Annotated in this window: 16 protein-coding genes and 1 pseudogene; 12 read left to right on the forward strand and 5 right to left on the reverse strand. The window is 49.4% G+C overall.

What is annotated here, in order from left to right; translation table 11 throughout:
• Positions 1 to 87: 87 nt before the first annotated feature.
• A pseudogene (mtgA, locus tag ADINL_RS16725) lies at positions 88 to 750 on the forward strand (monofunctional biosynthetic peptidoglycan transglycosylase); the annotation flags it as partial.
• 58 nt (positions 751 to 808) lie between these two features.
• Here mtgA and ADINL_RS16595 read toward each other — a convergent pair.
• The 4 genes from ADINL_RS16595 to arsC are packed head-to-tail and all read right to left on the reverse strand — an operon-like array spanning position 809 to position 3,116.
• A complete protein-coding gene (locus ADINL_RS16595) occupies positions 809 to 1,795 on the reverse strand; it encodes a nucleoid-associated protein (protein ID WP_051632866.1) in 987 nt (328 codons plus the stop codon).
• A complete protein-coding gene (locus ADINL_RS14700; RefSeq protein WP_036549740.1) occupies positions 1,796 to 2,164 on the reverse strand; it encodes a DUF2069 domain-containing protein in 369 nt (122 codons plus the stop codon).
• On the reverse strand, positions 2,161 to 2,766 hold the full coding sequence (gene wrbA / locus ADINL_RS14705; protein WP_036549743.1) for an NAD(P)H:quinone oxidoreductase: 606 nt from the start codon (positions 2,764 to 2,766) through the stop codon (positions 2,161 to 2,163). Before wrbA ends, ADINL_RS14700 begins: the two co-directional genes overlap by 4 nt.
• Positions 2,766 to 3,116 (reverse strand): arsenate reductase (glutaredoxin), encoded by a 351-nt coding sequence (gene arsC, locus ADINL_RS14710; protein WP_036549745.1) that lies wholly within the window; start codon positions 3,114 to 3,116, stop codon positions 2,766 to 2,768. The genes wrbA and arsC overlap by 1 nt, the downstream gene beginning before the upstream one ends.
• An 86-nt stretch (positions 3,117 to 3,202) precedes the next feature.
• Between arsC and ADINL_RS14715 the strand changes: the two genes are divergently transcribed.
• The 4 genes from ADINL_RS14715 (at position 3,203) to ADINL_RS14730 (ending at position 9,197) form a co-directional block, all read left to right on the forward strand.
• Entirely contained in the window at positions 3,203 to 4,432 is a 1,230-nt protein-coding gene (locus ADINL_RS14715; protein ID WP_084154549.1) for a YihY family inner membrane protein, read from the forward strand.
• Positions 4,433 to 4,511: 79 nt separating this feature from the next.
• Positions 4,512 to 7,103 carry an efflux RND transporter permease subunit gene (locus tag ADINL_RS14720; RefSeq protein ID WP_239644400.1) on the forward strand — a complete coding sequence of 864 codons (2,592 nt, stop codon included), beginning with the start codon at positions 4,512 to 4,514 and terminating at the stop codon, positions 7,101 to 7,103.
• Position 7,104: 1 nt separating this feature from the next.
• A complete protein-coding gene (locus ADINL_RS14725) occupies positions 7,105 to 7,911 on the forward strand; it encodes an outer membrane lipoprotein-sorting protein (protein ID WP_084154550.1) in 807 nt (268 codons plus the stop codon).
• The gene (locus ADINL_RS14730) at positions 7,911 to 9,197 is read left to right on the forward strand and encodes a DUF1302 family protein (protein WP_036549747.1); all 1,287 of its coding nucleotides are present in this window, start codon (positions 7,911 to 7,913) and stop codon (positions 9,195 to 9,197) included. Before ADINL_RS14725 ends, ADINL_RS14730 begins: the two co-directional genes overlap by 1 nt.
• Before the next feature lie 116 nt (positions 9,198 to 9,313).
• On the opposite strand, the gene ADINL_RS14735 is transcribed toward ADINL_RS14730, so the two are convergent.
• Entirely contained in the window at positions 9,314 to 10,006 is a 693-nt protein-coding gene (locus ADINL_RS14735) for an integron integrase (RefSeq protein ID WP_084154551.1), read from the reverse strand.
• Positions 10,007 to 10,321: 315 nt separating this feature from the next.
• Between ADINL_RS14735 and ADINL_RS14740 the strand changes: the two genes are divergently transcribed.
• The 7 genes from ADINL_RS14740 (at position 10,322) to ADINL_RS14775 (ending at position 14,630) form a co-directional block, all read left to right on the forward strand.
• Positions 10,322 to 11,263 (forward strand): AbiTii domain-containing protein, encoded by a 942-nt coding sequence (locus tag ADINL_RS14740; protein WP_036549749.1) that lies wholly within the window; start codon positions 10,322 to 10,324, stop codon positions 11,261 to 11,263.
• 83 nt (positions 11,264 to 11,346) lie between these two features.
• Positions 11,347 to 11,613 (forward strand): hypothetical protein, encoded by a 267-nt coding sequence (locus ADINL_RS14745; protein WP_036549751.1) that lies wholly within the window; start codon positions 11,347 to 11,349, stop codon positions 11,611 to 11,613.
• A gap of 133 nt (positions 11,614 to 11,746) precedes the next feature.
• Positions 11,747 to 12,004, forward strand: a complete 258-nt coding sequence (locus ADINL_RS14750) for a BrnT family toxin (RefSeq protein WP_036549754.1) — start codon at positions 11,747 to 11,749, stop codon at positions 12,002 to 12,004.
• Positions 11,994 to 12,263, forward strand: a complete 270-nt coding sequence (brnA, locus tag ADINL_RS14755; protein WP_036549758.1) for a type II toxin-antitoxin system BrnA family antitoxin — start codon at positions 11,994 to 11,996, stop codon at positions 12,261 to 12,263. The genes ADINL_RS14750 and brnA overlap by 11 nt, the downstream gene beginning before the upstream one ends.
• 37 nt (positions 12,264 to 12,300) lie before the next feature.
• Entirely contained in the window at positions 12,301 to 12,663 is a 363-nt protein-coding gene (locus tag ADINL_RS14760; RefSeq protein WP_036549760.1) for a hypothetical protein, read from the forward strand.
• A gap of 101 nt (positions 12,664 to 12,764) precedes the next feature.
• Entirely contained in the window at positions 12,765 to 13,358 is a 594-nt protein-coding gene (locus ADINL_RS14765; RefSeq protein WP_036549764.1) for a hypothetical protein, read from the forward strand.
• 576 nt (positions 13,359 to 13,934) lie between these two features.
• A complete protein-coding gene (locus tag ADINL_RS14775) occupies positions 13,935 to 14,630 on the forward strand; it encodes a hypothetical protein (protein ID WP_036549769.1) in 696 nt (231 codons plus the stop codon).
• Positions 14,631 to 14,717: the final 87 nt, after the last annotated feature.

Genomic DNA, 14,717 nt, shown 5'->3' on the forward strand with positions numbered 1-14,717 from the left:
TGTTATATGCGTTGTGTCTTTTATACAAGCTAGTGTACACCTTTGTGGATGAGTTGACTGCAGGTTTGAGCGGAGGTTGAGCTGCCTATGGTGAAAAAATTAAAACGCTGGCTGCGATGGCTTCTCTGGGCTGTACTGTTATTGTTAGTCACTTTTGTACTGCTGTTGTGGTCAATGCGCTGGGTTAATCCACCGACAACATCCTTTATGCTGCAGCATAACCTGCGTGCGCTGTTCGATGCGGATCTTGATTTTGCCCGGCATCATTGGGTGCCCTTGAGCGAGATTCCGGCTGCCATGCAACTGGCTGTTATCGCGTCTGAAGATCAGAAGTTTCCGGATCATCCGGGCATCGATATGCAAGCCACACAGGCGGCGATTGCTGCCTATCGCAGTGGTCAGCAGGCAGGGGGTGGCAGTACCATTACCCAGCAGGTGGTCAAAAATCTGTTTCTCTGGGGTGGGCGCAGCACCTTTCGCAAGGTCATTGAATGGTGTCTGGCTCTGTTGCTGGAGTTGCTCTGGACCAAAGAGCGCATACTGGAGGTCTATCTTAATATCGCTCAGTTTGGTCGACAGGAGTACGGTGTAGGTGCTGCCAGTGAGTATCTGTTAAAGAAGCCAGTATCCCGTATTACCCGTGAAGAAGCCGCGTTGCTGGCCAGTGTGCTACCGGCTCCGGCACGCATGGATGTGACACGACCCAGTCAGTACATGCGTTCACGCCAGGCGTTTATTCTCAGACAAATGAACAATCTGGGTGGCGAGGCCTATTTACGACGCTTGTCGGCAGCTGCCGGAGGATCGCTTAGCGATCCTCGTCATGCAGCTTTTTCAACTGCCGTAACAGGCTTTTGGGCAGGTTACGAATCATCAGCACTTCCTGAGTGGGATCAAACTCCACTTCTTTGCCAAGGCTGGTACTGGCAAAGCTGATGGAGACATCGTTGTTCTTGCCGGTAAAGCGCAGGTAGTTGCGTAACTGTTTACGGTCTGGAATCAGCTCCTCTTTCGGGCTTTGCTGATGCTGGCGCACATAACGTTCCAGCCCGGCATCGACCTGGTCGGAGAGTGCAGCAAACACCACAGGTTCGCCAGCCTTATCCTGGTCCATGCAGTAATCGATCACTTTTTCCCGCAGAGGTTGACTCTCTTCGCTGGGCAGGTCGTTGCAGTAAGTATCGACCAGGGCCAGAAAATGTTCAGTCTCTGCCTTTTTATCGACCGTATCCATATAGCCCAGCCATTCGCAGACGACCGGTTTAATGCCCCGGTCACCCCGGCCAAAGCTCAGCGTGAGATACTTGTCTGCGCCTTCAGTCAGGCTTTGCAGGTCAATCGCAACACCAAAACCGGTTTCACTGAATTCTATATAGTCGGTTTCAAGCAGCTCCAGGGTTGTGTTCAATGTCAGTGCGGCGGTCTGTCGCAGATGGAAAATGAACAGCCGGTCACCACGTTCCAGGTGTTCCGCCAGAAAGCACAGGTAGCCTTGAAACAACTCTTCATGCTGATCCAGCTGCAGGGCCAGTTGACGAGTGACCTGCTGGCAGAAGCGAACGAAGGGAATCTGCTCTTCGCGCCACTGCATCAGCAGGGCACGAAATCCGGGGTGTTCAGGACTAAACATGCCGTACTGGCGTCCGGCACGGCTGCCCTGAATGCGTTTAAACTCACTGATGATGGAGTGAGCGTACTGCTCGGTATCATGCGCCTGATCACAGGCGGTCACCTGGCTGGCTTGCTGTGTATCCGTCTTGTTAATCTGCTGAATACTGAAATGGGTGACTGGCATTTAGCTGAGCCCCCGATCCAGCTGACTTTTCCAGCGCGCAAACATCATCGCGCCGGTAAACAGCGTACATAACAGCAGCGATTCTGCCAGTCCCAGCCAGCGAGTAGGCGGCATCAGGGTGGCGAGTACTGCGCCGAGAAAGTAGAACAGCAGGACAAAACACAGCCAGGCATGTCCGCGTGCATCACCACGCAGCACAACGCGAATGAATGCGATCAGCGGCAAGAAATGCACCAGCCAGATAACCCAGGGGTTATCGCCTTTGGCGGGTGCAATGACAAGGTACCAGAGGGTCAACAGCAGCAGCAGGGCAAAGTAGCTTGTCAGGGTAACCCAACGGCTGATGTTGGCTTTTTGAGCGAGTGTCATACGGATCTCCGAAGTAGTTTCAAGGCCAGTTCGCCCAGCCGCTTTCCTTGAGCCTGGCACAGGCTGAGCTCGTCAGCATCAGGCGCACGCTGGCCATCCTGTCCTGCCAGATGCGTGGCTCCATAGGGCGTGCCACCACTGCGAGTCCGGTTAAGCAGGGTTTCACTGTAGGGAATGCCGCTGATCACCATGCCATGGTGTAGCAAGGGCAGCATCATGCTGAGCAGGGTGGTTTCCTGACCGCCATGCAGGCTGGCACTGGAGGAAAACACACCGGCGGGTTTGTCGATCAGTGCCCCTGAAAGCCAGAGCTCACTGGTGCTGTCGAGAAAATATTTCATCGGTGCGGCCATGTTGCCAAACCGGGTGGGGCTTCCAAGTGCCAGTGCCGCACAATGACGTAAATCATCCAGCGTACAATAGGGTGCCCCGGTATCCGGTACTCCGGGTGCTGTGGCTTCACAGTTTGCCGATACCGGCGGAACTGTCCGCAGTCTGGCTTCAATGCCTGCCTGCTCGGCACCACGGGCGATATGTTTCGCCAGCGTCGCAGTAGCACCATGGCGGCTGTAATAGAGTACCAACAGATAGGGTTCTTGCATCAGAAGAGTTCCAGTACCTGCTCGGGTGGTCTGCCGATACGCGCTTGTCCCTGGTGCACAACAATTGGACGTTCCATCAACTTTGGATAGCGGCAGATTGCCTCAATCACAGCCGCATCATCCAGTTCAGGATTGGCAAGCCCTGCCTCGGCGTATTCAGCTTCCTTGGTTCTCAGAAGTGCCCGGGCCGAAATGCCCAACATGGCCAGGAGTTCACGCAGTTCTTCAGCATTGAGTGGGTCTTTCAGGTATTCGCGTACCTCAGGAGTAATGCCTTGATCCTGCAGGAGCTGGAGTGTCTGACGCGACTTGGAGCAGCGAGGATTATGATAAATACGGGTTTCAGACATGGTCTTTTGAGTGCTCTCTGTTTGTGTTTGCCGGCTGTGTATTGTATATCTCCGGGTACACCTGTCCAACCAAGAGAGAGGATTTCGTGAAGATAAAGTCGATACGCCCGACAGCCTTGTTGAATTTCTGGCAGGATCTGATCCGTCAGTTTTTCAGAAATCAGGGTATCTTGAATGCATCCGCTCTGACTTACACCACGCTGTTTGCAGTTGTACCTCTGGTCACAGTGTCCTACACGATGCTGGCTACAATTCCGACATTTCAGGGAGCTGGAGATGTGATACAGCAGTGGGTGCTGGAGAATTTTGTACCGGCAACCGGTGAAGTGGTACATCAGTATCTAAGTGACTTTACGGCTCAGGCACGGCGTTTGACCGCTGTTGGGGTCGTGTTTCTGGTCATTACTTCCATCATGATGATGAAAAACATAGAGGCAGCGCTGAACCGTATCTGGCGTGTGGCTGAGCCACGCAAGGGGGTTTCCAGTTTTCTGTTGTACTGGGCTGTCCTCAGTCTTGGACCGCTGTTGATCGGTTTGGGCCTGGTTGTAACCTCGTATATTGCCGCTTTGCCTGTTTATACCAGTGCCACGGATTTTGTCGGTCCAGGCCGTGTTTTCAGTTTGCTGCCAATCCTGTTTTCAGCTGTGGCATTTATGCTGCTGTATTGTGCGGTGCCTAACTGCTCGGTACCGCTGTTGAATGCGTTACTGGGCGGTGTGTTTGCTGCCTTGATGTTTGAATTATCCAAGCGGGGCTTTGCATTTTTTGTCACACAGTTTCCATCCTACGAGCTGATTTACGGTGCCTTTGCGGCAGTACCGCTGTTTCTGGCCTGGATTTTTATCAGCTGGATTATCATCTTGCTGGGAGCTGAATTGAGCCGGGCGCTGACGATTTATCAGGTTGGAAGGCGGACCCGGCGTCGTGCGCATCTGTTTGTGGTATTACACTTGTTGCGTCTGTTATGGCAGGCCCAGCAGCAAGGGCAGTCTTTAACCGCAACCGAGTTGCTCACTTGTACCCCGGGTCTGGGGCAGGAAGACTGGGACAGGTATCTGCCACTGTTGATGCAGGCAAACCTGCTGAGTCGCACGGCAGAGGGCAGCTATCTTTTATCGCGTGACCTGCAGGGGGTGACGCTGCATGATCTGGCTGGCTGGTTACCCTGGCCTGTACCCGAGGTCGATCTTCAGGGACATGCTGAACCCTGGGAGGCGTTGCTCAATGAGCGTTTGAGCGCACTGTCAGATGCCAAAAAACAGCTGCTGGATATACAACTGTCTCAGTTGTTTACTGATCAGGCGAAACAGTAAATCCGCAAGGTGAGCATCTACGGCTCAGGATTACCTCTATTGATATTAGATTAATCTAATATATAATGTGTTCATTCGTATGACGCTGAATAGAGGTATTTCCATGTTGCGTGACCGCCTGGTATCGCTGTCCATCAATCATCCCAGATGGGTGTTTGTATCCTTTTTGCTATTTGCCATCCTGGCAGCGGTACAAATCCCGGCGATTCAGGTCGATACTGATCCGGAAAACATGTTACCGCATGATCAGCCTGACCGTGTATATCATGAGGAGGTCAAGGCCCGTTTCGGCATGCATGACATGATTGTGGTGGGTATCGTCAATGAGACCCACCCTGCCGGTATCTACAACCCGGATTCGCTGACGACCCTGCACCAGCTATCGGAAGCCATTCTGTCACTTGAAGGTGTAATACGTCAGGATCAGATGGCCTTGAATCTGGTGGACAACATTACTCAGGAGGGCCTGGGAACGATACGTTTCAACTGGATGATGGCACAGCCTCCTGAAAATCAGGCGGAAGCGGATGCCATACGTGAGGCTGTTGAACGTCTGCCGTTACTGCAGAACACTCTGGTTTCCGGTGATCATCAGGCGGCAGGTATCTATGTGCCGATCACCCACAAGTCAGAAAGTTATCGCTTGTCTCAGGAAATTCAGGCCATCATTGACACGTTTGATAGCCAGGACCGTTTTTATATGGCGGGTCTGCCTGTTGCCGAAGACACCTTTGGTGTGGAGATGTTTATCCAGATGGCCATTTCAGCGCCCTTGGCCGGACTGATGATTTTTGTGCTGATGTGGGTGTTTTTTCGCAGTTTTGTCCTGATTACTGCGCCAATGATAGTGGCCATGGGCACGGTCATTATTACCATGGGACTGCTGATCGGGCAAGGCTACACGGTTCATATCATGAGTTCGATGATTCCGATCTTCCTGATGCCGATTGCGGTGGTGGACTCAGTACATATTCTGTCGGAATTCTCGGATCGTTATAAACCCGGTGAAAAGCCTCGTCAGGCGTTACAGGAAGTACTTGGCCACCTGTTTACACCAATGCTGTTTACATCTATCACCTCGGCTATCGGATTTGCTTCTCTGGCGTTCACCCCCATTCCACCGGTACAGATTTTTGGTTTGCATGTGGCCTTCGGCATACTGCTGGCATTTTTGCTGACAGTCACCTTTGTGCCAGCGTATATCATGAGCTTGTCAGATAAACGCCTGGCTCAGTTGAAAGATCATTCCCTGCAGGAGGATGATAACTCCCGTTTAGGCCGGGCGTTATCCCTGACCGGAAAGCTGTCAGTCAAGTCAGCCAAGCCTCTGCTGGCGATCTTTATGGCGGTGATATTGCTGAGTGCCTGGGGTGTCAGCCAGATTCAGATCAATGACAATCCGGTGCGCTGGTTCAAGTCCGATCATTCCCTGCGCGTGGCTGATCGTGTCATGAACAGTCATTTTTCCGGAACCTATGATGCGTTTCTGGTCTTTGAAAAAAATCTGTCACAGCCTCCGCATGCACAACTGACCACTGAACTGACACGTATTCTGCAGGAAAATCAGGCAACGGCAGAGCAGCAGCTTGCCTTGCAGGAAATGTTGTCAGAGGCCGAAAATAATGACTTCGACCGCTTCACCAGTGACCTTGGAGCGCTGCTGGATCAGGCATCCTATCTTGATCTGGACAATGAAACCCTGTGGCTGGACCTGTTGGATGAAGTGGAGCGTATTCAGGTTGAGGTCAAGTATTTCCTTAGCCCGGAAATACTCGACTATATGGACCGACTGATGCAAACACTGCAGCAGAGTGAGGATGTTGGCAAGGTGAATGGATTGCCCACGTTGGTCAAGACGGTGTTCCGGGAACTGAATGCGGGTGATGATACACACTACCGCCTGCCGGATTCTGCTCGTGGCGTCGCACAAACATTGCTGAGCTTTCAGTCATCACATCGCCCGGATGATCTCTGGAAAATGGTTACACCGGATTATCTTTCCAGCCTTCTGTGGTTCCAGTTGAGCAGTGGCGATAATCAGGATGTCAGTCGGGTGATGCAACAGGTGGCCGATTATATGGCGGAGCACCCTTTACCGGATGGTGTCAGCGCGCACTGGGCAGGCATGTCCTATATTAATGTGGTGTGGCAGGAGCAGATGGTCAACGGCATGCTCAACAGTCTGATGGGCGCCTTTCTGATGGTGCTGGTTATGATGATTGTGCTGTTCCGTTCAATCAAGATCGGGCTGTTAGCCATGCTGCCACTCAGTATCACCATTTTGTTTATTTATGGCCTGATTGGCTGGATTGGCAAGGACTACGATATGCCGATTGCGGTGTTATCGGCATTAACCCTGGGACTGTCGGTGGATTTTGCCATCCACTTTCTGGAGCGTGCGAGAGCCATTTACCGTGCAACCGGGAGTTGGCCTGCAACGGTGGATGAGGTGTATAAAGGGCCATCACGTGCGATCAGCCGTAATGCTATCGTGATAGCCATCGGCTTTACACCCTTGCTGCTGGCACCGCTGGTACCCTACATAACGGTCGGCTTTTTCCTGGCAACGATTATGGCAGTTTCCGCGTTGGTCACGATTGTGATTCTACCGGCGGTGATTCAGCAAATAAAAGACAAGGACCGCCTGTTTGGCGGTCAACAGGAGGCTTAAAATGCAATCCTTACTCCGTAACATGGCAACGGCAACCCTGACGGCCTTGATGAGCATGTCCGTGCTGGCTGCAGATCTGACTGACGTCGATGCGATAGTCGAACGCGCCAATCTGGCCAGTTACTATCCCGGTAATGATGGACGCAGCGAAGTACGCATGACTATTACCGATGGCCAGGGGCGAGAGCAGCAGCGCCAGTTCACGATCCTGCGCTTGAATGAAGAACCGGGTGGACGGCAACATTTTTATGTCGCCTTTAGCCGTCCTGCGGATGTGCGGGATACAGTGTTCATGGTGACTAAAAATGTGGCGCGGGATGATGACCGTTGGCTCTACCTGCCCAGCCTGGATCTGGTGCGGCGTATCTCGGCTGGAGACAAACGTACCAGCTTTGTGGGCTCACACTTTTTTTATGAAGATGTTTCCGGTCGGCATCCCGGTGAGGATACGCATGTCCTTCTGGAAACCACGGATACGCACTACCTGATTGAAAGCCATCCTAAAGATACCTCTACCGCCGACTTTCACCACTATCGGGTGAATATCAACAAGCAGCATTTTTTGCCAGAAAAAATTGAGTATATGGATGCTTCCGGGGCGGTCTATCGTACTGTCGAAGCGCTCGATATTCAGGATGTTGAGGGCTTTCCAACCGTGATGCGCAGTCGTGTTCAGGATTTGCGCAGCGGTGGTCAAACAGTAATGGAGTTTGGGTTTGTTGCCTATAACCTGGGTTTGCCAGTCGAGGTGTTCAGCGAACGCTCGCTGCGACGCCAGCCACGTGACTGGCTGAGGAGACCGCAGTAATGCGGTGGTACGGCTGGCTTGCGACGGCGTGTGCCTGTGTCTCTCTTTCACAGGTGGCCGCAGACGATTGGGGCGATCCCTGGGCAGAAGAGGAGTCCTCTTCGGGATTCGTCGTACATGGCTTTTACGAGATGGCTGCCGGTGGACGTATTCATCGTGATCCTTTGTTGGGGCGCGACATGACCCTTGGAGAAGGGCGTGCCCGTGTTGAGATGAGTGACTATCTGGGGGATCTGCGCTGGAGCCTGAAAACTGATCTCTACGCTGATGGTGTAGAAGACAAGCAGCGCCTGGACCTGCGTGAAGCCCTGATCGACTTTCAGGTCGGTCAGAATATGGATGTCCGTCTGGGGCAGCAAGTGCTGACCTGGGGAACGGGTGACATGCTGTTTCTGAACGATCTGTTTGCCAAAGACTGGCAATCCTATTTTTCCGGGCGGGATGACGAGTATCTGAAAGCACCGGCTACCAGTGCCAAGGTCAGCTATTTTACTGAATCGGTTAATCTGGATCTGGTGTGGACACCAGAGTTCCAGCCGGACCGGTATATCCGGGGTGACAGATTCAGCTATTTCTCAGCCATGAGCGGAACACAGATGGCGGCCCCCGAGGGACGTATCCGGCCACAGTCACGTGATCGCTGGGGACGCGAGAGTCAGTGGGCGGCACGCCTGTATGGTACGCATGAAGCGACTGAATGGGCGTTATATGCCTACCGTGGGTATTGGACTCAGCCGCTGGGAATGACGACGACAGGTGACGCTTTTTTTCCGCGCCTGGATGTCTATGGTGCCAGCCTGCGTACCCCTTTTAAGGGGGGCATCGCGAATGCTGAGCTGGCCTGGTATGAAGGCAGTGATTCGGCTGGCGATCATCCTGGCTTGCCCAATGATCAACTGAGGTTCTTGCTGGGCTATGATCGCGAGTTAAGACCAAACTTTAACGCTGCTGTGCAATATTATCTGGAGTGGACACAGGACTACAGTGGATTGAAATCCACCTGGCCCGTTGCAGACGGACGCTATCGACCTGATGAATACCGCCATTTGCTGACCTTGCGTTTGACACAGCGGCTACGCCAGGACAATCTGACACTCTCGCTGTTCAGTTACTGGTCCCCCAGTGATCGTGATTATTACCTCAGACCTTCGGTGAACTATCGTGTTGATGATCATTGGACATTGACGCTAGGGGGAAATCTGTTTGGTGGCAAAAAGAGCCATACCTTTTTTGGCCAGTTTGAGGACGCTTCCAACCTCTATGCGCGACTGCGTTACAGCTACTGAAAGGTTTGCAGTTCTGATATTCGGGGGTATAGTGTCACGACATCACCCAGCTCTGACGCTGCCTCGGATGCCGCAATCGACTTGCTGCGTTATGGGCGGTAGCGTGCCTGGAGGCTTTAGGTCGCCTGACTCAAGCGGGAAAATGGGCTCTGAACGGCATTCCCGCCCATTTGTAGTACATGAGTATAAATCTGCGTTGTTTTTACATCCGTATGACCCAACTGGTCCTGGACAGTACGAATATCCGCACCTGAACCCAGTAAATGCGTTGCAAATGAGTGCCTCAGGGTGTGTGGCGTGACCGATTTTTTAATATCAGCCTCACGTGCGGCCACGCGAACAGCCTTCTGAACCCCTGTCTCATCAATGTGATGGCGTCGAGTCAAGCCGCTTTCCGGGTCAATACTGAGACGCGCCGACGGAAAAAGATACTGCCAATCCAGAGATTTACTGGCTGTTTGATATTTATGGCGCAGAGTATGGGGCATCCAGACTCCCTGAAATTCGGGTTTTTTCACATCGATCCGCAGATAGCTATCGACTTTGGTCACTTGAGCGCGCAAATCAGTCTTTAGCTCGGGCGCCAATGTCACAGTACGGTGTTTGCCACCCTTGCCGTTCCAAACGCGAATACAGCAGTAATCGAAATCAATATCTTTAACTCGCAGACGAACCGCTTCCATTAACCTGAGACCACTGCCATACATCAGCGCCGCCGGCAGATAATATTCTACTCTCAATGCAACGAAGAAACGGGCGATTTCGTCAGGCGTAAGTACCACCGGAAGCTTGCGAGGACGCTGATCCAGTGAAGATAAGTTTCGATGGTGCGCTTGGCGTAACGGCGACGCAACATCTCTTGGTGAACGCTCTGAAGGAAGGGTGACTGGCGCATAAAATTCCTTTTTGCTTGCCGTACTGTTTTTTTATACAGTGTATTTCCGTATAATATCCAACACAAGGAAATTTTTCGTATTTTTAAGTCATGTTTTTATATCTTTTTTGCATAAGCGAGAGGTGACGGGGGTTCCCGATCCTGTTATAAAGACAGGTAAATGTGAAAGAAGGAAAGTTTCCGCATTTAAATACGGAAGCTTTCCTTCTAATAATATTGTTATGCAATAATGAGTATGGAGGTTAAATTGTCTCTTCTCCAACAAATTCAAGAATCCGTGGTTCAAGAAGGAGCTGATCTTGGTTCAATTCTTTTAAAGTTACGCTTACTGGCTGCAAGGCTTGGTAGTGATACTCTTGAAGAATGGGTGAAACATGAATCTGAAGGGTATCCAATGGATGCGAATGTTCCTGATTACCGAATTGTTGGTGTCACCTACCGAGGTACTTTTTCGGGTCCATTTGGCTCTGGTATCAAGAATGCTCAAATACCGCCTTACCTCATCGAAAAACACGCAGGCGAAAGTTGGACGAAGTATGAAGTTCGAGAAAGCATCGCTGCCGTGGATGAAATGGTTAGAAGACAGACCTCGGATGGTGGGGATTTTGGTATTGATGCATCAAATTTAATTCTGCTGCTTCAAGGGAAGATCTATAAAGGTTACGCCTGCAATGATGTAAGCGGATTAATTTCCCCAACGTCGTTCTACGAAATACAGCAGGCCGTTCGTAGCCGTATTTTGGAACTAACTATTGAGTTTGAGAGGTCAGTGCCTGGTTCTGTTCATGTGGCATTTGGAACCACAAAAACTGAAAAGAAAGATGTTGAGCAAGTTCAACAGATCTCACAACAAATTATTTATGGAAACGTCTCAACAGCAGTAGCTGGTGGTTCTGGTTCTAGAATTTCCGTTGCAGTCAACGAAAGAGACGGCCAGTCTTTTATTGAACACCTCGTTAAGTCTGGCATCCCAGAAAAAGATGCTTCTGAATTAGCTGAAATTATTGCTACGGAAGAGCCATCTAGCGTTGAAGAGCCCTTTGGTCAACAAGCCAAGAAATGGCTAGGCTCTAATCTCAAAAAGGCGGCTGAAGGTACATGGAGCGTAGGCGTTTCAGTGGCTACAAAGGTTCTTACCGAGGCAGCACTTAAATATTACGGTCTCAAGTAGAAATGCATAACAAATTGCTGCACACGGAAAAATTACTCGCTGCGCTCGCTATTTTCCGGTGAGCAAAGCGTTAGGTGTACGCAATGCTTGACCCACTTAATCGGATGAGCAGAATGATTCCAGACAATGCACCTAAACCTTTTGTGTTGGGCATTCTCCTTTGGTTTATAGCAGCTGCGCTCATGTTGTTGGCCTTTGGGCTAACTCAGCTAGATTGGACAGCTCTTTACAAAGTAGTTTTCTCGCTAATGCTTTTAGTAATTATAGGTTTCATGGCGTGTGTGGTGTGGTTTCTTGTCGAACTCATCACAGGCCGAAAAACACCGTGGAGAAGTCGTGAAAACACCTAACCAAACGCAGCACTACGCAGCCGTCGGCTGCCGGACGCTCGCAAGCTCGCGCCGGTGTGCTTAGGCGTTAGCAGTGAATCATACCCACTTTCTTGCTAAATGAGTAAAAAGGGTATAATTTATACTCGTGAATATGTTTGAATTTGATGATGAAAAAAGCCAAGCGAACCTCTACAAGCATGGAATTGATTTCCATGATGCACAGGTCTTGTGGCAAGACCAAGATTTACTAGAGATTCAAGCTAAGTCAGATGATGAACCTCGTTACCTCGTCATTGGTCTTATAGATGATAAGCACTGGTCTGCTGTGATCACTTACCGAGGTGAAAAAATACGGATTATTTCGGTAAGACGTTCGCGCAATAGAGAGGTAGAGTTGTATGAAAGCTAAAGAATTTGATTCAAAGTTTGATGAGTGTGTAGAGGACATCATTGACGATCTTGATGTAACAACCGCACGTCGAGTGAATCATGAAGCAAAGCGCATTAATGTTGATTTTCCTGCTTGGGTAGTAGAGTCGCTTGATCGCGAAGCTGCTCGAATAGGAGTCACTCGCCAATCCATTATTAAAGTTTGGCTAGTCGAGCGCTTGCGTGCTGAAGCTGCTAACAAGCCGCTGAAAAGTGACACCGCGAGCGGTGCCCTTTAGCGGAGCGTTATGTTTCCTTAGGCATGGAGGCAATATCATGACAACAGGGCTTGAAAACGGAATCATCGTTCACCTATTTAAGCATAGCTATGCCTCATTTAATAAAGCTATGAAGGATGCTGGTATCGAATATTACGGATTGGCGGCACTATCCTTCAAACCACAAGCTTCAGGGTTTACAGAATTTGTACAGGCGTTTTCAGAGTCCATGCCCTGGAATTCTCTTGCTAAGGTAATTGTTGCATGGATCGACGCTAGAGCGAGCCGGGAAGTGATAATAACAACAAGAGATAGCAAGGTGGTTCATATGAAAGGCTACGGTATTAAGGAGGTCGAAAGGCTGCTTAATAATACAAAGTCAATTACCGTTGTAGATACGGATCCTGAAAATGAAACATAACAAAGTGGTGTTGTTCGCCGCTATCGCGGCTGGGACCTCCACTACGCTGGCGCTTCGTTCCGGCCCCAAACCACGGCGTTATATTAAGTTGAGATTTTAAAATGATCAACGATCCAAACATAAGAAAAAGCATCTATGCAAGTGTGATTGCGTCATTGCTCGTTATTTTATTTATTCAGCCAATTCTAAATTACTCAGCGCAATTTTTTATATGGACGGGTGATGTTATTTATAATGGATTTTCAAAGAGGCTTTATGAAGAAGCGGCTCTAGGTTTAAGGGAAAAATACTCATTTATTATAAGTTCATATTTACTCAGTATACCAATAGTTTTTTGTATTATTGTTATTTTCACTATATTGTATGTAAATAGAAAACGTAATGGTGAAAGTGATAGAGGTAATCGTAATTTTATATTTAGGAAGATTTATGTAACAATAGCAGTAAATTTAGTAATACTGTTTATTTGTACTTTTTATATAATGTCGATGAACTTCGCTGGATTTCAAATGAATGCTTCATTTAATCAACGGATGATGGCTATTAAGCCCTATGTTTCCGATAGGGAGTATGATGAATTAAGATCATTGTGGGCAAGAATGAGAAGTAGAGATGATTATATAGCAATAAATAACAATATTGATAATGTCGCAGATAAAGAAAATATCTTTATTCCAGAGGTGCTTTGGAAATAAATATAACAAGCGTAAGCACTTGATCCAAAAAATCTACGCTTTTTCGGCCAAGTGTTACAGGCGTTATGTTGAAGTAATGAAATGTTTAATCATCGAGAAAAGCTAAATGAACCTTGCCCAAATTGTGGAAAGGGGCCTGATTGGACATTAAGAAAGATGGTGGATTCTGCTGGAAGAGAGCGGTATCCCTATGTTTGTCAGCACTGTAATGCGAGAACCAGATTATTTGAAAAGAAAGCAAAAGCGAAAAAAGTCTTGGGTGCTGACGACGAGATCATTGAAATGCCTCTTCGCGAAAAAGCGCCTTGTGAGAGGTGTGGCAAATTGGAGCTTTTGGAAAAGCATCATTGGGCTCCAATAAAGCTTTTTGAGGATGCAGACCAGTGGCCCACTTCTATGCTCTGTAGGAGCTGTCACGAAGAATGGCATAGTAAAGTTACTGGTGATTTAATCAGAAAACATAACAAGTAGTTGCAGTTCGTTCCGGCCCTGGCGGGCCTCCACCGGACCGGTTTTCCGGCGCGGTGCGCCTCCAAACCGGCCGCTGAACATTGGCGTTATGCATGAGGAGTCGACGTGACCGAAAAAATAAAGGAAAAGGTTCCGGGCGCGGAGTTCCTTGGGCTAGCAAAAAAAGTAACTGAACTTGTCGAGAAAGAGTCGGATCGCGGGGCTATATTAATTCTCGCAGCATATTTAGAAGAGATCCTTGGGCTTCTGGTGCGTGCGATTTGTGTTTCTGATAAGCTCGGACAAAAATTGACGGAACTGAATAAACCTGCTGGAGACTTTGACTCCAAGATAATTCTTTGTATGTCATTAGGGCTTATTAGCGACGATGAAGGAAGAGCGCTTAGGTTTGTCCAAAAAATACGAAATCGTGCTGCTCATTTCGATAAGAAGGGTCGAGGTTTCGATGTGCTGTTTGATTCCGACCCTACGATCGATCAAGTCTCAGAATTTGCTAAGCTCTCTCGGAGTAGCATGGGGTCAAGAGAGCCTGAGGTTGTTAAGAGAACATTCGTAAGCTCATGTAGGCTGTTAGCCACAAAGCTCTATATAAGATTGGCAAAAATCGAACGGATGCCAGAGGCTTTATCAAGTAAAGACGAGGCAGACAAAATTCTTGAGCAGATGAAAGGCACTGATTTCGGTGAGTACCTTGCTATTATGAGGCAGGAAGCTTCAGAAGGTAATACTGAAAAGCTTAATGAAGTGTTCAATGCCTTCAAAGCGGCCGTACAAAGTAAACCCGGCAATAAGGCAGATTAAATGCATAACCAAGCAATTAAGTGCGCTCCCTGCGGTCGCCGGACCTCGTTTCACTCGGCCGCTTATTGCGGGCGTTAGGCACAGAGG

Source organism: Nitrincola lacisaponensis, assembly GCF_000691225.1.
Classification (GTDB): domain Bacteria; phylum Pseudomonadota; class Gammaproteobacteria; order Pseudomonadales; family Balneatricaceae; genus Nitrincola; species Nitrincola lacisaponensis.